25 protein-coding genes and 1 tRNA gene are annotated in these 23,609 nt (G+C 72.0%); 8 read left to right on the forward strand and 18 right to left on the reverse strand.

What is annotated here, in order from left to right:
- Nucleotides 1-126: 126 nt before the first annotated feature.
- Genes QE359_RS18830 through QE359_RS18840 form a run of 3 tightly spaced genes read right to left on the reverse strand, consistent with a single transcriptional unit; the run spans nt 127 to nt 3,471 of the window.
- Nucleotides 127-1,500 (reverse strand): sugar ABC transporter substrate-binding protein, encoded by a 1,374-nt coding sequence (locus QE359_RS18830; protein WP_309780355.1) that lies wholly within the window; start codon nt 1,498-1,500, stop codon nt 127-129.
- 10 nt (nt 1,501-1,510) lie between these two features.
- Complete coding sequence (locus QE359_RS18835; protein WP_083295227.1) at nt 1,511-2,467, reverse strand: carbohydrate ABC transporter permease; 957 nt, start codon at nt 2,465-2,467, stop codon at nt 1,511-1,513.
- A 29-nt stretch (nt 2,468-2,496) separates the two neighbouring features.
- Nucleotides 2,497-3,471, reverse strand: a complete 975-nt coding sequence (locus QE359_RS18840) for a carbohydrate ABC transporter permease (protein ID WP_083403428.1) — start codon at nt 3,469-3,471, stop codon at nt 2,497-2,499.
- A 199-nt stretch (nt 3,472-3,670) separates the two neighbouring features.
- On the opposite strand from QE359_RS18840, the gene QE359_RS18845 reads away from it, so the two are divergent.
- Together QE359_RS18845 and QE359_RS18850 are read left to right on the forward strand one after the other, a co-directional pair.
- The gene (locus QE359_RS18845; RefSeq protein WP_396127746.1) at nt 3,671-4,903 is read left to right on the forward strand and encodes a Gfo/Idh/MocA family protein; all 1,233 of its coding nucleotides are present in this window, start codon (nt 3,671-3,673) and stop codon (nt 4,901-4,903) included.
- A gap of 74 nt (nt 4,904-4,977) precedes the next feature.
- Complete coding sequence (locus tag QE359_RS18850) at nt 4,978-5,991, forward strand: LacI family DNA-binding transcriptional regulator (RefSeq protein ID WP_309780356.1); 1,014 nt, start codon at nt 4,978-4,980, stop codon at nt 5,989-5,991.
- A 90-nt stretch (nt 5,992-6,081) separates the two neighbouring features.
- Here the strand turns inward: QE359_RS18850 and QE359_RS18855 are convergent, their stop codons facing one another.
- Nucleotides 6,082-6,531 (reverse strand): helix-turn-helix domain-containing protein, encoded by a 450-nt coding sequence (locus QE359_RS18855; RefSeq protein WP_309780357.1) that lies wholly within the window; start codon nt 6,529-6,531, stop codon nt 6,082-6,084.
- A gap of 84 nt (nt 6,532-6,615) precedes the next feature.
- Here QE359_RS18855 and QE359_RS18860 point away from each other — a divergent pair, with 84 nt between their 5' ends.
- Complete coding sequence (locus tag QE359_RS18860) at nt 6,616-7,311, forward strand: SDR family oxidoreductase (protein ID WP_309780358.1); 696 nt, start codon at nt 6,616-6,618, stop codon at nt 7,309-7,311.
- 249 nt (nt 7,312-7,560) lie between these two features.
- Here the strand turns inward: QE359_RS18860 and QE359_RS18865 are convergent, their stop codons facing one another.
- Nucleotides 7,561-8,121 (reverse strand): GrpB family protein, encoded by a 561-nt coding sequence (locus tag QE359_RS18865; protein WP_309780359.1) that lies wholly within the window; start codon nt 8,119-8,121, stop codon nt 7,561-7,563.
- 84 nt (nt 8,122-8,205) lie between these two features.
- Here QE359_RS18865 and mtnN point away from each other — a divergent pair, with 84 nt between their 5' ends.
- Nucleotides 8,206-8,916 (forward strand): 5'-methylthioadenosine/S-adenosylhomocysteine nucleosidase, encoded by a 711-nt coding sequence (gene mtnN / locus QE359_RS18870; protein WP_309780361.1) that lies wholly within the window; start codon nt 8,206-8,208, stop codon nt 8,914-8,916.
- Nucleotides 8,917-8,925: 9 nt separating this feature from the next.
- Here the strand turns inward: mtnN and QE359_RS18875 are convergent, their stop codons facing one another.
- The 4 genes from QE359_RS18875 to serS form a co-directional block, all read right to left on the reverse strand.
- Entirely contained in the window at nt 8,926-9,453 is a 528-nt protein-coding gene (locus QE359_RS18875; RefSeq protein WP_309780362.1) for a GNAT family protein, read from the reverse strand.
- A tRNA-Ser gene (locus QE359_RS18880) sits at nt 9,453-9,540 on the reverse strand. The genes QE359_RS18875 and QE359_RS18880 overlap by 1 nt, the downstream gene beginning before the upstream one ends.
- A gap of 52 nt (nt 9,541-9,592) precedes the next feature.
- A complete protein-coding gene (locus QE359_RS18885) occupies nt 9,593-10,447 on the reverse strand; it encodes an HAD family hydrolase (protein WP_309780363.1) in 855 nt (284 codons plus the stop codon).
- Nucleotides 10,444-11,709, reverse strand: a complete 1,266-nt coding sequence (gene serS, locus QE359_RS18890) for a serine--tRNA ligase (protein ID WP_070418122.1) — start codon at nt 11,707-11,709, stop codon at nt 10,444-10,446. Before serS ends, QE359_RS18885 begins: the two co-directional genes overlap by 4 nt.
- 140 nt (nt 11,710-11,849) lie before the next feature.
- On the opposite strand from serS, the gene QE359_RS18895 reads away from it, so the two are divergent.
- Nucleotides 11,850-12,920 carry a diacylglycerol kinase family protein gene (locus tag QE359_RS18895; RefSeq protein WP_083403430.1) on the forward strand — a complete coding sequence of 357 codons (1,071 nt, stop codon included), beginning with the start codon at nt 11,850-11,852 and terminating at the stop codon, nt 12,918-12,920.
- 144 nt (nt 12,921-13,064) lie between these two features.
- Here the strand turns inward: QE359_RS18895 and pheA are convergent, their stop codons facing one another.
- Genes pheA through QE359_RS18915 form a run of 4 tightly spaced genes read right to left on the reverse strand, consistent with a single transcriptional unit; the run spans nt 13,065 to nt 16,509 of the window.
- Entirely contained in the window at nt 13,065-14,021 is a 957-nt protein-coding gene (gene pheA / locus QE359_RS18900; RefSeq protein ID WP_071296051.1) for a prephenate dehydratase, read from the reverse strand.
- A 52-nt stretch (nt 14,022-14,073) separates the two neighbouring features.
- The gene (locus tag QE359_RS18905; RefSeq protein WP_070418120.1) at nt 14,074-14,619 is read right to left on the reverse strand and encodes a MarR family winged helix-turn-helix transcriptional regulator; all 546 of its coding nucleotides are present in this window, start codon (nt 14,617-14,619) and stop codon (nt 14,074-14,076) included.
- 28 nt (nt 14,620-14,647) lie between these two features.
- A complete protein-coding gene (locus QE359_RS18910; protein ID WP_309780364.1) occupies nt 14,648-15,085 on the reverse strand; it encodes a hypothetical protein in 438 nt (145 codons plus the stop codon).
- Nucleotides 15,082-16,509: a molybdopterin-dependent oxidoreductase gene (locus QE359_RS18915; RefSeq protein ID WP_309780365.1), complete on the reverse strand. Its 1,428-nt coding sequence runs from the start codon at nt 16,507-16,509 to the stop codon at nt 15,082-15,084. Before QE359_RS18915 ends, QE359_RS18910 begins: the two co-directional genes overlap by 4 nt.
- A gap of 54 nt (nt 16,510-16,563) precedes the next feature.
- Between QE359_RS18915 and QE359_RS18920 the strand changes: the two genes are divergently transcribed.
- From QE359_RS18920 to QE359_RS18930, 3 genes are read left to right on the forward strand one after another with little or no spacing between them, the layout of a single operon-like run.
- A complete protein-coding gene (locus tag QE359_RS18920) occupies nt 16,564-18,009 on the forward strand; it encodes a glycosyltransferase family 87 protein (protein ID WP_309780366.1) in 1,446 nt (481 codons plus the stop codon).
- 5 nt (nt 18,010-18,014) lie between these two features.
- The gene (gene moaA, locus QE359_RS18925; RefSeq protein WP_071302813.1) at nt 18,015-19,058 is read left to right on the forward strand and encodes a GTP 3',8-cyclase MoaA; all 1,044 of its coding nucleotides are present in this window, start codon (nt 18,015-18,017) and stop codon (nt 19,056-19,058) included.
- On the forward strand, nt 19,055-19,300 hold the full coding sequence (locus tag QE359_RS18930) for a MoaD/ThiS family protein (RefSeq protein WP_070418116.1): 246 nt from the start codon (nt 19,055-19,057) through the stop codon (nt 19,298-19,300). The genes moaA and QE359_RS18930 overlap by 4 nt, the downstream gene beginning before the upstream one ends.
- A 72-nt stretch (nt 19,301-19,372) precedes the next feature.
- On the opposite strand, the gene QE359_RS18935 is transcribed toward QE359_RS18930, so the two are convergent.
- From QE359_RS18935 to QE359_RS18955, 5 genes are read right to left on the reverse strand one after another with little or no spacing between them, the layout of a single operon-like run.
- Entirely contained in the window at nt 19,373-20,419 is a 1,047-nt protein-coding gene (locus QE359_RS18935) for an ATP-binding cassette domain-containing protein (RefSeq protein WP_309780369.1), read from the reverse strand.
- Nucleotides 20,416-21,240 carry an ABC transporter permease gene (locus tag QE359_RS18940; RefSeq protein ID WP_070418114.1) on the reverse strand — a complete coding sequence of 275 codons (825 nt, stop codon included), beginning with the start codon at nt 21,238-21,240 and terminating at the stop codon, nt 20,416-20,418. Before QE359_RS18940 ends, QE359_RS18935 begins: the two co-directional genes overlap by 4 nt.
- Before the next feature lie 3 nt (nt 21,241-21,243).
- Nucleotides 21,244-22,095 carry a molybdate ABC transporter substrate-binding protein gene (gene modA, locus QE359_RS18945; RefSeq protein WP_309780370.1) on the reverse strand — a complete coding sequence of 284 codons (852 nt, stop codon included), beginning with the start codon at nt 22,093-22,095 and terminating at the stop codon, nt 21,244-21,246.
- The gene (locus tag QE359_RS18950; RefSeq protein WP_309780371.1) at nt 22,092-23,195 is read right to left on the reverse strand and encodes a ThiF family adenylyltransferase; all 1,104 of its coding nucleotides are present in this window, start codon (nt 23,193-23,195) and stop codon (nt 22,092-22,094) included. Before QE359_RS18950 ends, modA begins: the two co-directional genes overlap by 4 nt.
- Nucleotides 23,192-23,602 carry a TOBE domain-containing protein gene (locus tag QE359_RS18955; RefSeq protein ID WP_309780372.1) on the reverse strand — a complete coding sequence of 137 codons (411 nt, stop codon included), beginning with the start codon at nt 23,600-23,602 and terminating at the stop codon, nt 23,192-23,194. Before QE359_RS18955 ends, QE359_RS18950 begins: the two co-directional genes overlap by 4 nt.
- Between the last annotated feature and the right edge of the window lie 7 nt (nt 23,603-23,609).

The following is a 23,609-nucleotide window of genomic DNA, read 5'->3' on the forward strand; positions in this document are numbered from 1 at the left end:
TGCGCGTCCCCACGGGCGGACTGGAGGCGCGGTGCGGGCCCGACCCGCGCCTCCAGTCCCCCACGTGCGGACCGGAGGCGCGGTGCGGGCCCGACCCGCGCCTCCAGGCGGTCGACCAACGGCGGCTCAGGTGAGGGCGAGGAGGTTGTTGACCTGCTCGTTCACGCCCGTCAGCGTGCTGATCGGCTTGCCGTTCGCGTAGATGTCGTCGAACGCGGGTTGCACGATGGCCTGCACGTCGGCCGGGTTGCGGGTCACGGGGAACAGGAACGTCGTGCCGTCCTCGACTTGCTCGGTGAAAGCCGTCACGTCGAGGCCCCGCTTCGCGTACGCCGCCACCGCTGCGTCGGTCCCCGATCGGCGTGCCGGGAAGACGATGCCCGCCCGGCCGACGATCTCCTGGGCGGCAGCGCTGCCGAGGTACGCGACCCACTTCGCAGCTGCCTCCGGGTTCCGCGCCTGCTTCGTGATCGAGTCGCCGAGCCCGTTGAACATCGACGCGCGGTGCCCGATCGGTCCGGTCGGCGTCGGCGCGATCCCGACGTCGATGCCCGGGAGGTTCGCGTACGTCCCGATCATCCACGAGCCGTTGAACGAGAGCGCCACCTTCTTCGAGCCGAGCTGGACGTCCGGTCCGGTGGTCGTGGAGAAGACCCCGTACTTCGGCATGTAGCCCTTCTCGGCGAGCCCGAAGTACCACGAGATCGTCTTCTGGAACCCGGCGTCGTCGTAGCGGAATCGGTTCCCCCAGGGGTTCTTGTTCGTGTAGAACCAGTCGATCGACCCGGTGAACGGCGACCATTGGGTCTGCCCGAACCCGTCGCCCCCGCTGCCGTTGGCGCTCATCCCGTAGACGGCGACGTCCGTCTTGTCGAAACCCGGCTCGTCCCCGCGGCGCCCCTTGCCGTCGATCGTGAGGTGCGCGACGGCACGCTCGAAGGTGCCGCCGTCATCGGGGTTCCAGGACAGGGCGGCCAGGTCGTCTGCGGTGTACCCGGCCTTCGCGATGACCTTCTGGTCGTAGAACATCGCGACCGTGTCCCAGTCCTTCGGCGAGCCGTACCGGTGGCCGTCCCGCCCCTTCCAGAGCTGGGCGAGCCCGGACTGGTAGTCGTCGTCACGGATCCCCGACGTCGCCTCGAGCTCGTCGAGCTCGTACAGCACGTCGAGGTCGGCGAACTGCGGGAACTTCGACAGGTGGTCCGTGAACACGTCCGGAGCGGTGCCGGCGATGAACCCGGCGGTGAGCTTCGTCCAGTAGTCGGCCCACCCGAGCTGGGTGATCCTGATCGTGATGCCGGGGTTCTCGCGCTCGAAGGCCTTGGCGACGGCCTGGTACGCCGGCAGCTGGTTCGAGTCCCAGAGCCAGTAGGACACCGTGCCGGTCGCACCGCTCCGCGGGTTCGGGGTGCCCGTGGTGGAGCAGGCGGCGAGCGCACCGAGCGCCAGGGCGGACGCTCCGCCGGCGAAGAGGGCGCGGCGGGTGATGGAGTTCGTCATGTGCGGATCCCTACTTGATGCCGGAGAAGCCGATGGAGTTGACGATCCGCTTGGCGAAGACGCCGAAGAGCACGATCATCGGGAGCGCCGCCACGAGCGTCGCGGCCATGAGCCCGGCCCAGTCGGTGCCGGACTGCGGCGACTGCGACTTGAAGACCCCGAGCGCCACCGTGAGCACGCGGGAGCTGTCGGTGTACGAGACCATCAGCGGCCAGAAGTAGTCGTTCCACGCCGTGATGTACGTCAGGACGGCGAGCGTCGCGATCGGGGCGGAGGCCATCGGGAGGATGAGCCGGAAGAAGACCCGGACCTTGCCGGCGCCGTCGATGAGTGCCGCCTCCTCGACCTCGCGGGAGATCCCGAGGAAGAACTGCCGGAGGAAGAACACCGCGAACGGCGTCATGAGCATCGACGGCAGGGCGATCCCGAACAGGGTGTCGACCAGGCCGAGCGACTTGATCAGCGTGAAGTTCGGCAGGAGCGTGAAGATCGTCGGCACCATCAGTCCGGCGAGGAAGACCGCGAAGACCCGGTCGCGCCCGGGCCACCGCAACCGCGCGAACGCGTACGCCGCCCCGGCCGAGAAGAACACCTGGCCGACGGTGATCATCGTCGCGGTGAGCACCGAGTTCAGCAGGTACTGCCAGAAGTTGATGGCAGCGCCGGACCCGCCCTGGGCGAGCGCCTCCTTCGTGGACTGCAGGCCGAACACGCGCTCGAAGCCACCGAGGCTGAAGCCCGTGGGGAGGAGCGAGGTGGGGTCGGCCGAGATCGCACCGTTCGAGGACAGGGCGGTGCGGAGGATCCAGTAGAACGGGAACAGAGTCACGACGATGACGGCGATCATCGCGATCCAGGCGATGACCCGTCCAACGGAGGGCTTCCGACGAGGCGGTCGGGGGCCGCCGCGGGTGGTGATCGCGCGGGTGGTCTGCGGTTCGACCACCGGGGGCAGGGTGCTGGTCATCTTCGACTCGCTTCCGTGTGCTCTGGCCGTCAGTCCAGGTCGCTCTCGCCGGAACGCGAGAGTCGGTACTGGATGATCGTGATGATGCTGAGGACGATGAGGAGGGCCACCGAGACGGCGGACGCGTAGCCGAACTGGAACCGGCCGAACGCCAGGTTGTAGATGTAGTTCTGCACGACGTTCGTGGCGTTCGCGGGTCCGCCCTGGGTGGCGATGGCGACGGTGTCGAACACCTGGAACGACCCGATGATCGTGATGATGAGCACGAGCGAGAGGATCGGTCGGAGCAGCGGCACGGTGATGCGCCAGAACATCTTCCACTCGCTGGCGCCGTCGATGCGGCCGGCTTCGTAGACCTGCTCCGGCAGCGCCTGCAGGCCCGCGAAGATGAGGAGTGCCGTGTAGCCGACGTTCCGCCAGACGTTGATGAACGCGATGGTCGGGATGCCCCAGAAGTCGCTCTGCAGGAACGGGATGCGGCCCACACCGATCGCCGACAGGATCTCGTTGCCGATGCCGAGCTGCGTGTCGAGGATCCACAGCCAGATGAGCGCCGCGACGACGTTCGACACGAGGTACGGCGCGAGGACGATGCCCCGGACGAAGGTCGACTTGGTGAGGCGGTGCATCATCACGGCGATGAACAGCGCGAGGATCGTCTGGAACCCGATGTTCAGCAGGACGTACTCGACCGTCACCGCCATCGAGTGCCAGAAGATCGAGTCCTGCACCAGGCGCTCGTAGTTCTGCAGCCCGGTGAACACCGGCGGCGTGAGCAGGTTGAACGACGTGAAGCTGAGGTAGATGCCCCGGACGGTGGGCCACGCGAGGAACACGGCGAAGCCGACCGATGCCGGAGCGATGAAGATCAGCGCCAGCCAGAGGTCGTTCCTGGGCCGGCGTCGCGGGGAGGTGGTGCCGGCACGGGCGAGGTCGGTCGCCCGACTCCGCCGTCTCGTGCTGGCCGTCGTCAAGGGTGACGACACAGGGCTCTCGGTGGCCATCGCGACTCCTTCGTCTGCGGTGGACTGACGTGCAGCAGTCCGTGAGCCGGGAATCTACACGTGGGGACAGCGGGTAGCAAGAGGCTTTTTCTTGGTTTGAATCAGGGGTTGTCACGTGTAGACATCGGTGTCAGGATGGCCCTCGATCGCATCGGAGCGACCTGCCCGGCGACGCATCCCCCACCTGGAAAGGTCACTGATGATCTCTGTCGGAATGGTCGGCGCGGGCCAGTTCGCCCCCCAGTTCGCCAAGCTGTTCAAGCTGCACCCGGACGTCGACCGCGTCTTCGTCACCGACCTCGTCGACGACCGGGCATCCGAGCTCGTCGAGTCACAGCACCTCGACGGCACGTTCCCGGACTTCGACGCCGTGCTCGCCTCGGACGTCGACGCCGTCGCGATCTTCACGCAGCGCTGGACGCACGGGCCGCTCGTGGTCAAGGCCCTCCGCGCCGGCAAGCACGTGTACTCGGCTGTGCCGATGGCGATCTCCGTCGAGGAGATCGAGGCCATCATCGAGGCCGTCCGCGAGACCGGGCTCACCTACATGATGGGCGAGACGAGCTACTACAACCCCGCGACGGTGTTCGCCCGCTCGAAGGTCGCCGAGGGTGCTTTCGGCCGTGTCTTCTACGCCGAGGGCGACTACGTGCACGACATGGACCTCGGCTTCTACGCCGCGTACCAGTTCAGCGGCGGCGAGGACTGGAAGCGCACCGCCAGCTACCCGCCCATGCTCTACCCGACGCACTCGGTCGGCGGGGTCCTCGGTGCGATCCCGGGGCACGCGGTCAGCGTCAGCTGCATCGGCGTCAAGGACGACCGCGGCGACGGGGTCTTCGACAAGGACGTCAGCCAGTTCGACAACGACTTCTCGAACGCCACCGCCCTGTTCGAGCTCGACAACGGCGGGGTCATGAGGATCAACGAGATGCGCCGCGTCGGCTACCCGTCGCACATCCGCGAGTCCCGCTTCCGCTACTTCGGCACCGAGGCGAGCTTCGAGCAGCTCGCCAAGGTCAGCGTCTGGCAGGACAAGGAGGACTCGCACGACATCAGCGACCAGATCGACACCCAGGCCACGATGGAGCTCGACGACCCGCGCCTCGCCGGCGTCGACCCCTCGCTCCGTGACGCGTTCGTCTCCGGCTACGCGGCTGTGCACGACACGTCGCGCCTGCCGGCCGAGTACGCCGGCGTGCCGACCGGACACGAGGGCAGCCACCAGTTCCTCGCCGACGACTTCGTCCGGGCCGTCGTCGACCGGACCCTGCCGCCGGTGAACGCCTGGACCGCCGCCCGGTTCACGCTGCCCGGCATCATCGCCCACCAGTCCGCACTGCAGGGCGGCGTCCGCCTCGAGGTGCCGGACTTCGGCGACGCCCCGGAGACGGTCGAGGCGGTGGGCTCGTCTAGTATCGCCAGCGACTAGCAAGTGGTGTTCGGGTGTCGGTCCGCACGGGCCGGCACCCGAACGCGACTTCCGACCCGACGAAGGTGGCACCCGTGACCGTCCCGACGATCCCGAGGGCGGTCACCCGCGCCGACGTCGCCCGGTACGCCGGCGTGAGCACCTCCGTCGTGAGCTACGTCGTGCACGACGGACCCCGTCCGGTCGCAGCGGCCACCGCGGCACGCGTCCGCGAGGCGATCCGCGTCCTCGGCTACCGCCCGAACGCGAGCGCCCAGGCCCTCCGCACCGGGTCCTCGAAGATGCTCGGACTCATCGTCCCCGAGCTCGACAACCCGTTCTGGTCCGAGCTCGGTGTCGCGGTGACGCACGCCGCCGCCGCGCGCGGGTACGACGTCCTGCTCGCCAACAGCGACGGCGATGCCGCACAGGAACGGGAGCGCCTGCGCAGCCTCTCCGCCCGGCAGGTCGACGGCATCATCGTCACGAGCATCATGACGCGGCCGGACCTGTCCACCGTGACGGACCCCGGCATCCCGATGGTCCTGCTCAACACCTTCTTCGAGGTGCCCGACTACGCGAGCATCGGCGTCGACGCCCTGCGCGGCGCGTACGACGGCACGCAGCACCTCGTCGAGCACGGCTACCGATCGATCGGCCTGGTCATGGGACACGCCGGCTCGATGGAGCTCCGCGAGCAGGGCTGGATGCGGGCGCTCCGCGACGCCGGGCTGCCCGACGGCCCGATCGTCCGCTGCGACTTCACCCGACGGGGCGGCTACGAGGCCGGTCTCCGCATGTTCGGCGAGGGCTCCGGCCCCCGAGCGGTGTTCGTCAGCTCCGACATGCAGGCGGTCGGGCTCCTGCGCGCCCTCTTCGAGCTCGGACTGTCCGCGCCCGACGACGTCGCGATCGTCTCCTTCGACGGCGCGGTCGAGGCCGACTACACGAACCCGCAGCTCACCACGGTCCGGCAGCCGATCGAGACGATGGCGACCGCCGCCGTCGACCGGGTGCTCGGCCTCGACGCGGACAACCAGTGGCACCGGGACCTCGTCCCCGCCGAGTTGGTGCTCGGCGCCAGTTGCGGGTGCGGCGTGCGTCGCTGACGCACCCGCCTGCGGTCCGGGAGGCGCGGTGCGGGGCCGACCCGCGCCTCCCGTCCGACGCTGGTCACGCCAGCCCGCCTGCTCGCACCGTCAGCCCTCCATGACCGCCTCGAGCGCGTCGAGCGCGACGCGGCGGTGCCCGCTGCGCGTCACGGCGACCGCCTCGACCGGCTCGCCGGTGGTGGCCTCGACGAAGCGGAGGTCGGACGTGCGTTCGGACGGCCGGTGCCGGTCCGCCCACCCGCCCAGTGCGAGCAGCACGAGCGAGAGGTCGCGACCGGCCTCGGTGAGGACGTACTCGTCACGGACGCGTCCGCCGTCCGGCTTGTAGGCGTGGCGTTCGAGCACGCCACCCTCGACGAGGGAGCCGAGGCGTGCCGTGAGGACCTCCCGCGGGACCCCGAGGCTCCGCTGGAACTGGCTGAAGCGGGTCGACCCCGCGAGGGCGTCGCGGACGATCATGAGCGTCCACTTCTCGCCGAGGACGTCGAGGGACCGCGCGATGGGGCAGCGCTCGTCGCCGCCGAGGATGCCGAGCATGTGTTCATCCTACCTGGGTTCGGAATCCAGACACACCGTGCTAGGTTCACTTTCCGTACCCAATCTCTTCGACAGGAGCACTCCATGACCACCCTCACCGACGCGACCGTCCTCGTCACCGGAGCGAACGGCGGCCTCGGCGCCGCGTTCGTCCAGCAGGCCCTCGACCGCGGCGCCGCCAAGGTCTACGCCACGGCCCGGGCCCCGCGCACCTGGGACGACGAGCGCATCGTGCCGCTGGCCCTCGACGTCACCGACCAGGCGAGCGTCGACGCCGCCGCCCGTGCAGCAGCCGACGCGACGATCGTCGTGAACAACGCCGGCATCGGTGGCTCCGCGCCGCTCCTCGAGACCTCGGTCGACGAGGTCGAGCACGTCTTCGCCACGAACGTCTTCGGTGCGCTCCGGGTCGCCAAGGCCTTCGCTCCGTCGCTGGCCGGGGGCGCGCTCATCGACGTGCACTCGGTGCTCAGCTGGATCGCGCTGGCCGGGGGCTACTCCGCCTCGAAGGCCGCGTTCTGGTCGATCACGAACTCCCTGCGCCTCGAGCTCGCACCCCAGGGGACGCAGGTCCTCGGAGCGCACCTCGGCTACACGGACACCGGCATGACGGCCGACCTCGACGTCGAGAAGGCCGACCCGGCGGACATCGTGGCGGCGATCTACGACGCCCTCGAGGCCGGCGAGCACGAGGTCCTGGCCGACCAGGTCAGCCGCGACGTCCGCGCCGGGCTGAGCGCCCCGCTCACCGCGCTCTACCCGGCGCTGGCGTCTGCCTGACGCCTTCGCTGTCGATGGCCCCGGCGGCGCTCGCGACCCGGCCCGCCGTTCCGCGCGACGGCGAGGCGTCGGGACACGCCGCGGCGCGCTGCGGCGTCGGGACGGCCGGTTCCGCGGGGCGCGTGACCGTTCCGGTTCGCGGATCCCGCGATCCGCGAACCGGAACGGTCACGACGGCGGGACGACACGCGCACGACCGCGGCGAGTCGGCCGATCGCAGCCGGTCGGGTCACACCCGCGCGTCAGGGGTCAGCCGTGGGCGCCTCGGCCGGTGATGCCCGCGGTGGCATCGGCGATCGACGCGCGCTCGGAGTCGGTGAGGCCCGCCGCGCGCAGCACCCCGTCGAGCACCGCGGTCTTGCGCACGAGGTAGTCGTCGATGTCCAGCGCCTCGGCGGCAGCCCGACGCTTCACGGCGGCGTACTCCTCGCGGAGTGCGCCGTCCGCGCGCAGGACATCGCGCACGCCGAGGTGGTTGCGGAGCGCGAGCGATCCCTCGACCACGACGTAGGTGTTGCTCGGGGCGAAGCGCTCGGGCGTGCGGAACGCCTGCCGCCCCGGGATGCCGAGGTCGCCGCGCGGCACGAAACCGACCGCAGCGAGGGCCTCGACGGCCGCGGGCACGTCCGCCGCCCCGACGACCACGTCGACGTCGATGACGGGCTTCGCCGCGAGGCCGGGCACCGCCGTGCTGCCGACGTGCTCGATGCGGTGCGGGACGCCGGCGGCGAGGAGCGCCGCGCCGTACGCCGTCCGCAGCACCGCGAAGCGCCGCGGCCACTCCGCCCGGTACTCGACGACCTCGACCACACCGCCCCCTGGATCTCCTCGCGCACGGTGCACGGTACGCGTCCCGGTGTCCCGACGGTCGGCGGCCCGTGCGATCATCGATCAGTGCAACTCCCTCCCCCGATCGCGGTCGTCATCGCCGCCATGAGCGAAGAGGTGTCCGCGTTCGCCGGGCTCCTCGGCGGTGTCCCGATCCTCGACGGTCCGGTCGGCGGCCACGACGAACACCACCTGCTCGACGTCGGTGGCGCCACGGTCGCCGTGCGCCGCAGCGGCATCGGGTTCACGAACGCCACGGCAGCGGTCGCCCACGCGTTCCACGACTTCGGCTCGGGCATCCCGGTGATCAGCGTCGGGACGGCCGGTGGGCTGATGCACGGCGTCGAGATCGGCGACGTCGTCGTCGGGGACCGCTACGTCAACCTCAACGCCGACGCGACGGCGTTCGGGTACGCGCTCGGCCAGGTCCCGGGCATGCCCACCGGGTACGAGCCCGACGACCGGCTCGTCGAGCTGGCACTCGCCTCGGACGCCGGGTACCGCCTCCGCTCGGCCACGATCGGCTCGAGCGAGATCTTCGTCACCGAGGGTCGAGCACGTCTGCTCCGGACGGCGTTCTCCACGGTCGCGGCGGTCGACATGGAGTCGGCGGCGATCGCGCAGTTCGCGCACGTCCACGCCATGCCGTTCGTCTCCGTCCGGTGCATCAGCGACCTGTGTGCGCCGGACGGCGACGAGTTCAAGGAGCACCTCGACGATGCGGCCGCCCGTGCCGCCCGCGTGGTGCACGACGTCGTGACGGGGCTCGTCAGCTGAACCGGGTGCTCACCGGTCGGTCGGAGCGAGGAGCTGGAACATGACGTGGTCGCGCCACGCCCCGGCGATCCTGAGGTACTCGGGCGCCAGGCCGTAGCGCGTGAACCCCGCTGCCTGCAGTGCACGCTGCGAGCCCACGTTCTCGGGCAGGGTCTCCGCCTGGACACGGTGGAGCCGGAGCACCTCGAACGCGTGCGCCGCAGCCGCCCGGACCGCTCGGGAGGCATGCCCCTGCCGGACCCGGTCGGCGCGGATCCAGTACCCCATCGCACACGACTGCAGGGCACCGCGGGTGATGCCGCTCAGCGTGATCCGGCCGAGCAGTTCGCCGTCGACCGACTCGATCACGAACGGGACGGACGTGCCGGCACGCTCGGCCGCGAGGGCCTGGACGATGACGTCGTGCTGCCCCGCCTCGGTGAAGTAGGCGGGCGAACGGGTCGGTTCCCACGGCCGCAGGTGGTCGGCGCTCGCACTGACGACGGCCGCGAGCGTCGCGGCGTCGTCGACGCGGATCAGGCGCAGGCGTGTGTCCATGGCGGAGGGTGTGGGATTCGAACCCACGAGACATCTCTGCCCACCTGTTTTCAAGACAGGCTCCATCGGCCGCTCGGACAACCCTCCAGCGACGCGACCACGTGGCGAGACGTGATCGCGTCCCGGGAAGTCTACCGGGCTAGCGCGGCAGGGAGTCGAGCGCAGCCGCCAGGCCGTCGTCGGTCACGCCACCCGTGAGCTCGTTGCCCGCGTCCACGACGTCCTCGGGTGCCTGCCCCATGACGACGCCGCGCCCCGAGGTCGAGGCCCACCGGAGCATGTCGATGTCGTTCCGACCGTCGCCCGCGGCGAACACGCGGGAGCGCGGGATGTCGAGCCACTCGCGGACCCGTTCCATCGCGGTGGCCTTCGTCACGCCCTCGGGAGCGATGTCGAGCCACGACGTCCAGCCCACCGAGTACGAGACCTTGTGCAGGCCCATCTGCTCGACGATCTGCAGGAAGTCCTCGGTGTCGTGCCCGGGAGAGATGACCACGACGCGGGTCGCCTCGACGCCGAGCAGCCGCTCGAACGGGACGTGCTCACCGGCGACGGTCATCGTGTCGTCGGGGAAGTTGCCGGACAGCAGGAAGTGGCCGGTCTGGTCCTCGACGCCGAACGCGGCGTTCTCGAGGGCGCCGTGGATGGTCTGCAGGACCTCGCTCGGGTCGAACTGCTCGACGTGCACCCGCTCGTAGGAGCCGTCGGGACGTCGTGCGAGCGTCAGCGCTCCGTTCGCGCAGACGAGGTACTTCGGCTGGATGCCGAGCGTGTCGAGCAGCGGGACGGTCATGCCCTCGCTGCGACCGGTGCTGAGCATGACCTCGTGTCCGGCCGCCTCGGCATCGCGGAGCGCGGCGATCACGGTGTCGGTGACGACACCGTCCTCGCGCATGGTGGTGCCGTCGATGTCGAGCGCCACCAACCAGCGCTTCGTCCGGGCCGGCGCACCCGCACCGGCCGAACCGTCGACGAACCGACCCTGCGTGCTCATCGGGGCTCGATCACCTCGACGCCGCCCAGGTAGGGACGGAGGACCTCGGGCACGACGACCGAACCGTCGGCCTGCTGGTGCGTCTCGAGGATCGCGACGATCCACCGGGTGGTCGCGAGGGTGCCGTTCAGGGTCGCGACCGGCGCGGTCTTCCCGCTCTCGGTGCGGTACCGGATGTCGAGGCGACGAGCCTGGAACGTCGTGCAGTTCGACGTCGACGTGAGCTCGCGGAAGGTGCCCTGCGTCGGGACCCACGCCTCGATGTCGTACTTGCGCGCCGCACTCGTGCCCAGGTCGCCACCCGCCACGTCGATCACGCGGTAGTGCAGCCCGAGGTCCTGCAGCATCTGCTCCTGGTACCCGACGAGCTTGGCGTGCTCGGCCTCGGCCTGGTCCGGGTGGACGTAGGCGAACATCTCGAGCTTGTTGAACTGGTGCACGCGGAGGATGCCGCGGTTGTCCTTGCCCGCCGACCCGGCCTCGCGCCGGTAGCAGGTCGACCAGCCGGCGTACCGCAGGCCGTCGCCACCGTCGAAGGAGAGGATCTCGTCGGCGTGGAACCCGGCGAGGGCGACCTCGCTCGTGCCGGTCAGGTAGAGGTCGTCCGCCTCGAGCCGGTAGACCTCGGCCGCGTGCTCGCCGAGGAAGCCCGTGCCGGCCATGGTCTCGGGGCGCACGAGCGTCGGGGTGATGAGCGGCTCGAAGCCTGCGGCGATCGCACGGTCGAGGCCGAGCGACATCAGGGCGATCTCGAGCCGTGCACCGAGGCCGCGCAGGAAGTAGAACCGCGAGCCGGAGACCTTCACGCCGCGCGGGATGTCGATGATGCCGAGGTGCTCGCCGAGGTCGGCGTGGTCCTTCGGCTCGAAGTCGAACTCCGGCTTCGTGCCGACGGTGCGGAGCGTGACGAAGTCGTCCTCGCCGCCCTTCGGCACGTCGGGCAGCACGACGTTCGGGATGCTCCGGACGACCGCGTTGAAGGACTCCTCGGCCGCGGTGACGGTCGCCTGCGCTTCCTTCACCTTCGCGGCGAGCGCCTGGGCCTGCTGCACGAGCGCGGCCTTCTCGTCCTTCGGGGCCTTCGCGACGGTCTTGCCGAAGGCGTTCTGCTCGGCCCGGAGGGACTCGAACGAGGTGATCGCGCTCCGCCGTGCCGCGTCCGCGGCGACGGCCTCGTCGACGACGGCGACGGAGGCGCCGCGCGCCTCCTGCGAGGCCTTGATGACGTCCGGGTTGTCACGCAGCAGCTGGGGATCGATCACCGGATCATCCTAGCCAGCGCCGGTTGCGGACCGGGTGCGAGACGGACTGGAGGCGCGGTGCGGGCCCGACCCGCGCCTCCAGGCCCGAGACGGTTCGCGAGGGCCGTCCGCTCGCAGCATCCGATCGGTACCGTTGGTGCATGTCGACCCCTTCGGAGACCGCGCCCGCGGACCAGGACGCCCTCCAGACCGAACAGCGGACGGCCGCGGTGGTCTACAACCCGGTCAAGGTCCACCTGCCGACCCTCAAGCGCACCGTCGAGAAGCACCAGCAGGAGGCCGGCTGGGCCGAGACCCTCTGGTTCGAGACGACGGAGGAGGACCCGGGCGGCGGCATGGCCCGCGCCGCGCTCGAAGCCGGCGCCGACGTCGTCGCCGCCGCGGGTGGGGACGGCACCGTCCGCGCCGTGGCCGAGGTGGTGCACGGGTCCGACGCCTCGCTGGCGCTGCTGCCGAGCGGCACGGGCAACCTGCTCGCGCGGAACATGAAGTTGCCGCTGGACGACCTCGGCGGGATGGCCAAGGCGATCTTCACCGGGCACGACCGTTCGATCGACTTCGGACTGCTCGGTGTCGAGCGTCCCGACGGCTCCCGCGACCGGTTCGGCTTCGTCGTGATGGCCGGCCTCGGGCTCGACGCCCGCATGCTCGCGAACACGCGCCCCGAGCTGAAGAAGCGCGTCGGGTGGCTCGCCTACCTCGACTCGCTGTTCCGCTCCGTCCGGGACACCGACGGCTTCGAGTTCAAGTACCGGCTCGACGAGTCGGCGCGCAACGGCTCGGTCCGGGCGCACTCGGTCATCGTCGGCAACTGCGGCATGCTCCAGGCCAACGCCATGCTCCTGCCCGATGCCGAGATCGACGACGGGGTGTTCGACATCGTCGTGATGCGGCCTCGGGGGTTCTTCGGCTGGGTGCGCATCGCCGCCCGGGTGTTCTGGGAGAACGGGATCCTGCGGTGGTTCCGCCGGTCGGCCCTGTCCGACACCGTGATCGGCCGCCGGATCACGACGGCCGCGAAGCAGGAGCGCCCGCTGCGGTACCTGCGCGGCGAGGAGTTCACGCTGCGCCTGGCGAAGCCGGACGAGTTCGAGATCGACGGCGACCCGGTGGGCGAGATCGTGGCGTTCCGCGCGAAGATCGACCCGGGCTCGCTGGACGTCCGGATCCCCGCGGTCGAGCCGGCGACGGGCCGCGGCCGCCGGCGGTAGCCGCGCGCGCCGCGCGCGCCGCGGCGCTCCGCACGACGAAAGTCCCTCGGAACCACGCGACGACGTGGTTCCGCGGGACTTTGGTTGTGCGGGAGCAGATCGCGCCGGTGCACGAGGGGCACGCGCAGCGCGCGGAGCCAGCGCTCAGCGCGCCTCGGGCTCGCCGGACACGATCGCGCGCAGCCAGTCGCGCGCCTCGACGAACGCGACGTCCGAGTATCGCGCGGGCACCTCGGGCCGGACCCCGTCGGCCCGCGGATACGACCCGAGGAACGTCACGCGCGGGCTGAACCGCCGCAGGCCGAGCAGTGCGTCCGCCACGCGCTCGTCCCGCACGTGTCCGTCGAGGTCGATGACGAACCGGTACCGCCCGAGCTCGTCGCCGATCGGCCGCGAGGACAGCAACCCCATGTTGATGCCCCGCGTCGCGAACTGCTCGAGCATGTCGACCAGGGCGCCGGGGTGGTCGGCGGGGAGCTCGACGATGACGCTGGTCTTGTCGGCCCCGGTCGGCTCGGGCAGCGCCAGGGTCTTCGACACGAGCACGAACCGGGTGACCGCCGAGGCGTTGTCGCCGATGGACGAGGCCAGGACCTCGAGCGCGTAGTGGTCGGTGATCCCCGGGGGTGCGACCGCGGCGTCGGCGGTGGGGTGCTCGTCGAGCAGGGCGGCCGCGGCCGCCACGTTCGAGGACGCCGGGATGTGCCCGTGGCCGCGGACGTTCGCCTCGAGCCAGTTGTGGGTCTGGGCGTAGGCCACGGGGTGCGCGTTCACGGTCCGGACGTCGGCGAGCGCGGTGCCGGGGCGGGCGACGAGCACGAAGTCGACGGGGACGAGGTACTCCCCCACGATGCGCACGCCGGGGATCCGGGCGAGGGCGTCCTGCGTCGCGCTGACCCCGCCGTCGACGCTGTTCTCGATGGCGATGACGGCACCGATCGACCGGCCGCTGACGACGTCGTCGAGGGCCTCGCCGACGTTGTTGACACTCCGCCAGGGCTTGCCGGCCGCGGCGTCCACGAGCTTGAGCGCGGCCTCGGTGAAGGTCCCTGCGGGTCCGAGGTAGGAGTACGTGTCGGACGGCGCGGCGGACTCGGTCATGCGGCGAGCCTATTGCAACGCCCACGGCCCGCAGGCGTGCGTGACGGCGGCGTCAGTCGGTGGCCGTGCCGGTCAGCCGGGCCTCGCAGATGGCGGGCTCGTCGTCGTCGCGCGGGTAGGTCAGGGCGGCGAACCGCCCCTCGGGGTCGAGCCGGCTGAGGAGCGCCGCGGCGATGCCGTCGAGTTGCCCGACCTGCTCGTCGCTCAGCGCGTCGATCACCACGCGACGGGCGGTCCGGACGTGGTCGGGCGCCGCGTCGACGATGGTCGCGTAGCCGGCATCGGTCAGCCGGACGTCCGTCGCGCGCCGGTCGTCGGTCGAGGGACAGCGCGCCACGAGGCCGCGCTTCTCGAGCCGGGACACCACGTGGGACAGCCGCGGCAGCGAGGCGTTCGTCGCCGAGGCGAGCGCCGACATCCGGAGCGTCCGGGAGTCGGTCTCGGAGAGCATCGCGATGACCATGTAGTCGAAGTGCGTCAAGTCGGCGTCGCGCTGGAGCTGCTGGTCGAGCGCGGCCGGCAGGAGCTCCATGACCGCGACGAGCTTCATCCACGCGCGCAGCTGGTCGCGGGTGAGCCACGGGGTGTCGTCGGTCATGCGTCGAGTCTACCGAAAGGTTGTCGGTTCAACCAGTACTCGCGCGAACGCGTGCCGGACGACGTGCGGCGACCACGACCACCGCCACGACGACGAGCAGCAGGACCCCCTCGACGAGGAGCAGCCGCGCGCCGTAGTCGAACGGCAGCACCGTCGGGTTCTTCTGCCCGTGCGCCTTCGCCGCGATCTCCGGCAGGACCACGAGCGCGAGGACGCTCCCGAGCACGACGACCGCCTGCACGACGACGAGCGCCCAGGCACGCAGCGTCCGCCCGGTCCGGCGGAGCAAGAGCCCCACTCCGACGACGAACGGCGACAGGATCGCGTCGTGCAGGATCACGGCCCCGAGGAGCCAGGTCGCCAGCCCCCAGATCCGGTTCGGTCGGACCGTCGTCACGAGGACGTACGCCCCGAACGCGATGACGAGCACCCCGACCACGACGAGCACGATGCGTGCGGCCCTCATGCGATCACCTCGATCTTCTCGATCCACTTGGTCTGCAGCACACCGGGTCGTCCGGGAGCGATGATCCGCGCCGGGAACCCGTGGTCGAGGTCGAGCGTCGCGCCGTTCAGCTCGAGCGCGATGAGCGTCGTCGGGTCCTCGGCGTACTCGGGGCCCATGTCCATGATGCGGTAGCCGCCGTGCCGCTCGAGGCTCGTCACCCGCACGTGCGACCCCGGCGCCGCCTGCACGGCATCGAGCAGGTCGCGCATCCGCACGCCCTTCCAGGTCGCCATCTGGCTCCAGCCCTCGACGCAGGAGATCGGGAGCTCGGCCTCGGCGGTGCCGAGCGCCACGAGCTCGGCACGCGAGAAGGTGCGGACCACGTCGTGCCCGACGACGGTCAGGGACCAGTCGGCGGCGGTGGCGGTGGCCAGCACACCGGCGGCACGAGCCGTGCGGTTGACCGGCAGGTCGTTCGGCCCGCGGTGCCGCTGTCGGGCGCCGAACACGTTGAACGGCTCGGCGAGCGTGCTCGACTGTCCGGCGGTCAACGCCACGACACCGACCGTCGCGGCGGTCACACCGGCGAAGAACCCGCGCCGGGCGATCCGCTCACGTCGACCGTCGGTCGCCTCCGGCGTGGCCCTGGAGGCGCGGCTCGCCTCCGCCGCACCGGCCTGCGGCACGCCGAGACTCGGCTCTGCGGACGCCGCTCGGGTCGCGGACGCCGAGTCCGGTCCGCCGGGACGAGTCTCGGCAGCGTCCGCCGGGACGGCCGGGACGGCCGGGACGCCGTCGACCCAGCGGAGCACGCGGCCGGTGATGCCGCGGGGGTAGGACGCGACCGCCTGCGGAGCCGCTTCCGGCGCGGCGGAAGCGCCCCGTTCCTCCTGGACGGGCGAGAGCAGCTCGCTCCCCGCGGCCGGGTCGACCACGAACCGGCCGTGCTCGTCGTACGAGTCGCGCTTCCGCCAGTACCGGCTGATCAGCCGGAGCTTCACGCCGATGTGCAGCACGAGCGACCCGATGAGCACGTACGCGAGCGCGTTGTGGACCTGCTTGAACGGGAACGGCCACGGGTACCACTGGTACGTGTTGAGCAGGCCCGTCGTCACCTGCACGATCGCCGACGCCACGAACACCGCGATGGACAGCCGCTCGAGCAGGTGCAGGGGCCCACGCACCGGCGGGGTCTGCACGAGTGCCGGCATGACCGTGTTGAGCTTCGCGAGCAGCAGCGGGATGATCGCGATCCCCGCGGTGATGTGCACGCCCTGCGTGAACTGGTAGAGCTGCGCGGGACGGGTCGGGAACCGCATCCACGGCAGCGGCTGCTGCAGGAAGTAGCTGTAGACGCCGGTCGCGAAGCAGACGAGGAACGCCACCCCGAGCAACCGCCCCAGGACGACCGCCGTCCGCGCGTTCCGGTTCGGCGACGCCATCGCGGATCGTGCATCCAGGAGCAGCCCGCGGACCATGGATAGCCTCGTCGCACCATGAGTGAACGACTTCGCCCCGGCCGACTCCTGCCGACCGTGCTGGCCGTGGTCGGCGTGCTCGCTCTGTCGGGCGTCATCGCCTTCGGCGTCACGCATCTGGGGTTCCTCCGGTCCGGTCATCGTTCCCCATTCGTTGCGTGGACCCTGATCGCTTGGACGGTGTTCGCGATCGCGGTGCTCGCGCTGCGGTTCGTCCCGGCGAAGTGGATGACGTGGCTCGTGGTCGGCGGTGGCCTGGTGGTCGGGCTCGCCGCCATCGCCGGGCCGCCCAACACCAGCACCGACTCTGCTCGCTACGCCTGGGACGGCATCGTGCAACACGCCGGGATCTCGCCGTACGCACACACGCCGCAGTCGACCGCGTTGTCCGGTCTGCGCCCCGACTGGCTCTTCCCCGACAAGGTCGACGGCACGTGCAAGCCGCTCGAGCCCCGGTTCCGCGGGCTCGGCGACGGCGCGGACGGGCACTGCGTCGCGATCAACCGCCCGGACGTCGTGACGATCTACCCGCCGATGGCCCAGCTCTGGTTCGCGGCGGTGCGGGCGTTCGTGCCGGCCACCGCGCAGTACATGCCGTTCCAGGTCGCGGGGCTGCTCCTGTCGCTCGGCGTCACCGTGGGCCTGGTCGTCGTGCTCCGCAAGCTCGGTCGTCCGACGTGGTGGGCCGCACTGTGGGCGTGGTCCCCGCTCGTCGCGTCCGAGGCCGTCACCAACTCGCACGTCGACGCCCTCGGCGCGGCCCTGGCCACCGCCGGCGCCGTGCTCGTCGCCTTCGGCCGGCCGATCTGGGGCGGGATCGCCCTCGGCGCCGCGACCGCGACGAAGCTCATCCCCGCGCTCGTGTACCCGCCACTGCTCGGTCGGTGGCGGAACTGGTGGGCGATCCCGGTCGGCATCGCGGTGTTCGGGCTGCTCTACGTGCCGTACGTGCTGACGACGGGCCTCGACGTCCTCGGCTACCTGCCCGGGTACCTGTCGGAAGAGGGCTACGAGGACGGCTCCCGGTTCGCCCTGGTCTCGCTGGTCTTCCACGGCGACGCGGCGACGCTCGTGGTCGGACTGCTCGTCCTGCTGGCGGCGTTCGTGGCGTGGCGGCTGTCCGACCCCGCGCGGCCGTGGTCCGGCGAGGTCCTCCTCATCGGCGTGACGTTCCTCGCGGTGAGCCCGCGCTACCCCTGGTACGCGCTGCTCCTCATCCCCTTCGTGGTGCTCTCCGGACGCTGGGAGTGGCTGTCGATCGGGCTCGCCATCGCCCTGCGCGGCGTCTGGCCGTCGGCGGACGCGTACCGCTGGTGGCTCGCCGCCGCGGTCGCCGTGGTCATCGTCGTCACGCTGGTGCGCACCCGGCGGTCCGACTGGGAGCGCTGGGGGCGCCGGCTCGCCTTCCGGGAACGAGCGCTCGCGATGTCATCAGGTGGAGGACCCGCCGACCCCGTACGCTGACGCTCATGGCACCCGCGACCATGCTCGGCTCCACCGGCGGCCTGCTCGACCGGTTCGGGCGGCGCGCGGTCGACCTGCGCGTGTCGCTCACCGAGCGCTGCAACCTGCGCTGCACCTACTGCATGCCGGCGGCCGGGCTGCCGTTCGCCCCCGACGACGCACTCATGACCGCGGCCGAGATCGAGCGGCTCGTCCGGCTCGCGACCGACCGCTTCGGCGTGCGCAAGGTCCGCTTCACCGGCGGTGAGCCGATGCTCCGCCACGACCTCGTCGACGTGATCGCCCGGTGCGCCGCGCTCCCCGACGCCCCGGAGCTGTCGCTCACCACGAACGCGATCGGGCTCGCCCACCGCGCAGCCGCCCTGTACGACGCCGGCCTCCGACGCGTGAACGTGTCGCTCGACACCGTCGACCCGGACGTCTTCACCACCGTCACCCGGCGCCCGTTCCTCGACAAGGTCATCGCCGGGCTCGAGGCCGCCCGGGCAGCGGGGCTCGCGATCAAGGTCAACGCGGTGCTGCTGCGCGGCGTGAACGACCACCTGGCGCCGGACCTCATGCGGTGGTGCCTCGACCGCGGCTACGAGCTCCGGTTCATCGAGCAGATGCCGCTCGACCCCGACCACGCCTGGGACCGCACGTCGATGGTGACCGCGGCCGAGACCCGGGCGATGCTGTCCGAGTCGTTCGCCCTGGTGCCGGACGAGGCGCCCCGCGACGGCGCCCCGGCGGAGCGCTTCCGGGTGCTCGCGCGGACGGCCGACGGCGGCGTCGGTGCGGAGCTCGGCACGATCGGCATCATCGCGAGCATCACCGAGTCGTTCTGCGCCGACTGCACCCGCACCCGTCTGACGGCCGACGGCAACGTCCGCAGCTGCCTCTTCTCGGACGACGAGACCGACGTGCTCGGCCCGATGCGCCAGGGTGCCTCCGACGACGAGGTCGCCGAGCTCTGGCGCCTGGCGATGTGGGCGAAGCCCCGCGACCACGGCGACGACAGCGACGACCTGGTGCACCCCACCCGGGGCATGAGCGCGATCGGCGGATGACGGTGACGACGATCCGGTTCTTCGCCGCGGCACGGGCAGCGGTGGGCGTGGACGACGTGGCCGTGCAGGCAGCGACACTCGACGAGGCCCTGCGGTCGGTGACGGCGGACGACCCCGATCGGTGGCGGGCGCTGCAGGAGCGCTGCTCGTACCTCGTCGACGGGGTGACCACGCGCGATCGGGCGACCGGGCTCGACGGCGTGGCGGTCGTCGACGTCATGCCGCCCTTCGCCGGCGGCTGAACCCGGCGGCCGAGTCCGGCAGCTGAGCCCGGCAGCCGAGTCCGGCAGCTGGGCCCCGCGGCCGAGTCCGGCTCAGTCCGGCGTGGGTCCGTCCGGCCGGTAGACCGTCAGTTCGTCCGCCGGGACCGCGATCCGCACGGCATCCCCCGGCGCGAGCCCCAGCGACGCAGCCACCGCGACCGTGACGTCCGCCACGAGGTCGCCGGCCCGCACCCGGACGAGCCCGTCCCGCGGTTCGAGTCCGGTCACCCGGCGCTCCGGCCCGGCACCGTCGCGCGTCACGACGGCGGCCGTCGGGTGGTAGACGGCGAGGGCGGACGAGCCAGGAGGCGCGGTGCCGGTCGACGACGCGAGCGCACCCCCGTCGTCGAGGGCGATCCCACCCCGGGTGGCGGTGCCGCGCAGGAGCGTCAGGCCCGAGAAGGACGCCGCGAACGCGCTGGTCGGACGCCCGAGGACGACGGCGGTCGGCCCCTGCTCGGCGACCCGGCCGCCCTCGAGCACGACGATGCGGTCCGCGAGGGTGACGGCCTCGAGCGGGTCGTGCGTGACGAGGACCGTCGGTCGACCGGTCCGGGCAGTCCCGAGGGCGGAGCGGACCTCGGCCCGGGCGTCGACGTCGAGCGCCGAGGTGGGCTCGTCGAGCAGCAGGAGTGCCGGCTCGGTGGCGAGGGCCCGGGCGATCGCCACGCGCTGGGCCTGCCCTCCCGAGAGCGTCCCCGGTGCGCGGTCCGCCAGACCGGCCACGCCGACGGCGGCGAGGGCCGCGTCGGAGCGGAGCCGCGCCTCCTGGCCCCCGGAACCGGCCGCGCGCGGTCCGTAGCCGACGTTGCGGGCGACCGACAGGTGGGGGAAGAGGTCCGCGCGCTGGGCGACGAGCCCGACCCCGCGGCGGTGCGCTCGGACGCCGGTGAGGTCGCGGTCGCCGAGCAGGACCGATCCGGACCGGATGCGCAGCAGCCCGGCGAGGGCCTCGACGACCGTGGACTTGCCGGCGCCGTTCGGCCCGACCAGCACGACGCACTCGTCCGGTGCGACGTCGAGGTGGACGTCGACGCCGCGGTCGGGGACGACGACGTGGGCGCGGAGGCCGCGGTGCGCCGGACGCTCGCGGCTCAAGCGAGTGCCGTCCGGGTGCGGAGTGCGGAGGCACCGATGACCACGAGCGCGACGACGACCAGCACGAGCGCCAGCGCGACCGCGGTGTCCGGGTCGATCTCGCGCTGCAGGTAGATCTCGAGGGGCAGCGTCCGGGTGACGCCCTGCAAGCTGCCGGCGAACGTGAGGGTCGCGCCGAACTCCCCGAGGGCACGCGCGAAGCAGAGGACGAGGCCGGCCAGGATGCCCGGGAGCACCCGCGGTGTCGTCACGGTCAGGAACGTCCGGGTCGGGGACGCGCCGAGCGTCGCGGCAACCCGCTCGAACCGGTCGCCGCCGACGCGCAACGCGCCCTCGATCGAGGACACCAGGAACGGCATCGCGACGAAGGTCTGCGCGATCACGACCGCGGCCGTGGTGAAGGCGATCCGGAGACCGTGGTCGTCGAGCCACGCCCCGACGACGCCGAGCCGACCGAACGCCGCGAGCAGGGCCAGTCCCCCGACGACCGGCGGCAGCACGAGCGGCAGCAGGACGAGGGCGCGTGCGGCCCCGATCCACCGCGACGTGGACCGGGCGAACAGGACGGCGAGCGGGTAGCCGAGCACGAAGGCGATGCCCGTCGCGGCGGCAGCGGTCCCGAGGCTCAGTCCGAGGGCGGTGAGCGAAGCGGGCGACGTGACGAGTGCGCCGAACGACCCCCAGTCGACGCGGCCGACCATCGCCAGGACCGGGACCACCACGAACAGGCCGCCGAGGACCGCCGGGACCGGCAGCCACCACGGCACCGGCGTGCGGACGGACGGGCTCGCCCGGGGTGTTCGGTCAGTGTGGTCGGGCACGGCTCAGGGGGCTCCGAAGCCGGCGTCGGCGAGCACCCTCTGGCCGGCGTCGGAACGCACGTACGCCGTGAACGCCGCCGCGAGGTCGGGGTTCGACGCGTCCTTCAGGACACCGATCGGGTAGGTGTTCACGGCCTTCGACGCCGCGTCGAACCGGACGCCGTCGACCTTGCCGCCGGCACCCTCGACGTCGGTCACGTAGACGAGTCCCGCGTCCGCCTGGCCGGACTCGACCTTGCCGAGGACGTCGGTCACCGACTGCTCCTCGCTGACCGGCTGCAGGTCGACACCGGTGGCCTGCTCGACCTTCGCGGTCGCGGCACCGCACGGCACCGGGGTGGCGCAGGTGACGAGCTGCACGTCCGGGGCGGTCAGGTCGTCGAGGGTCGTGATGCCCTTCGGGTTGCCGGGCGCCACGGCGATCTCGAGGACGTTCGTGGCGAAGTCCCGCGGCGAACCGGCGGCGATGTCGGTCTTCACGAGCTTGTCCATGTTCGCCTCGTCGGCGGACGCGAACACGTCGGCGGGGGCGCCGTTCTGGATCTGGGTGACGAGGTCGCTCGAGCCGGCGAACGAGAAGGTGATCGTGGTCCCCGGGTGGGCGGCCTCGTACTGCTCGCCGAGGGTCGTGAACGTCTTCTGGAGCGACGCCGCGGCGAAGACGGTGATCTTCCCGGTCGGGGCCCCGGCCGTGCTGCTCGCGCTGGCGCTCGGGGCGGTGGTGTCCGTCGTGCCGGCCGTGCCAGCCGTGCCAGCCGTGCCAGCCGTGTCGGCCGTGCTGCAGCCGGCGAGGCCGACGGTGACGAGGGCGGTCGCGGCGATCAGGAGGGCGGCGTTCCGCACGTGCGTCGTCATTGCTCGATCGTATCCGCATCTGCGGTCGCTGTCGCTGTCGGCCGGATCGTCGGCAGGCCCTCCCGGTCCCAGGCCTGGATGCCCCCGTCGAGGACCGTCGCGTCACGACCTGCGGCACGGGCTGCGCGTGCCCAGGCGGTCGCGCGGACGCCACTGGCGCACACCACGACGACGGGTCGGTCGTCGTCTGCGGCGAGGTCGTCCGGCGGGATGCTGCCGGCGACGATCCCGGTGGCGCGTTCGGCCGGGGTGCGGACGTCGACGAGGACGGGTCCGCCGCTGCCGCCGGTGGTCCGGTCGAGTCGGGCGGCGAGTGCCGCCGGGGCGATCCGGGGCGGGGCCTCGTCCACCGAGGGGGCCGGACGCCGGGAGCCCGGGCCGCGCCGCAGCGTGCTCTCGGTCCAGCGCCACCGCCGGGCGTCGACCGTGAGCACCCTGCCGGTCAACGGCTCCCCGATGCCGGCGACGAGCGCGGTCACCTGGGCCGCCATCACCGAGCCGACGGCGCCGCACAGCGCGGGCAGCACGCCGTCGAGCGCGCAGGACCCCTCGTCCGGCAGGGCGTCCGGGTGCAGGTCGTGGAAGTCGATCGGCTCCGGCCCGGCGTCGTGGAACACGGACACCTGCCCGTCGGTGCCGAGGACCGTGCCCCACACGAACGGGACCCCGGCCGTGGAGCAGGCGTCCGAGATCGCCCGGGTGACCTCGACGCTGTCCGCGGCGTCGACGACCACGTCGTGGCCCGCGACGTGGTCGGCGTGGAACGGCTCGGCGAGTGCGACGACCTCGAGCTCCGGGTCGACGCCCCGCACCCGCTCGGCCGCGCACTCGGCCTTGGGTCGCCCGACGTCCGCCGCGGCGAAGAGCGTCTGCCGTGCCAGGTTGGACGTGTCGACGACGTCGTGGTCGACGATGGTGACGCGGCGGAGCCCCGACCCGGCCAGGTACGTGAGCACGGGCGCGCCGAGGCCACCGGCGCCGACGACGAGGATGCTCGCCTCGGACAGCGCCCGGACGGCCCGGTCCCCCGCGCCCTGGAGCGCCGCGGTCCGGGACAGCAACCGACGGCGGTCGTCGCTCGTGTGCCGGTCGTCGGTCATGCGTCGGTCGGTTCCGCCGGCACCTCGACCGACACCATCGTCGCCTTGACCGACGCGACGGCGACCGTCCCGACCTCGAGCCCGAGGTCGCGGACGGCCTCGGCGCTCATGAGCGACACGACCCGGTGTGGGCCGCTCTGCAGCTCCACCTGCGCCATCACGCCGTCGACCACGAGGTCGGTGACGATCCCGACGAACCGGTTGCGCGCCGAGCTCTTCGTCCCCGACGGGTCGTCGAGCTGCCCGCCGACGCCGCGGATGTGCGCCGCGAGTTCCCGCCCGTCCACGACGGTCCGTCCGGAGGGGTCGGTCCCCCGCGTGAAGGTCCCGGCGTCGACCATCCGCCGGACGGTGTCGTCACTGACGCCGAGGTACCGCGCGGCGTCGCGGATGCGGAGCTTCGTCATGGTCCTC

The organism is Curtobacterium sp. SORGH_AS_0776 (assembly GCF_031453355.1).
In the GTDB taxonomy this organism is placed as follows: domain Bacteria; phylum Actinomycetota; class Actinomycetes; order Actinomycetales; family Microbacteriaceae; genus Curtobacterium.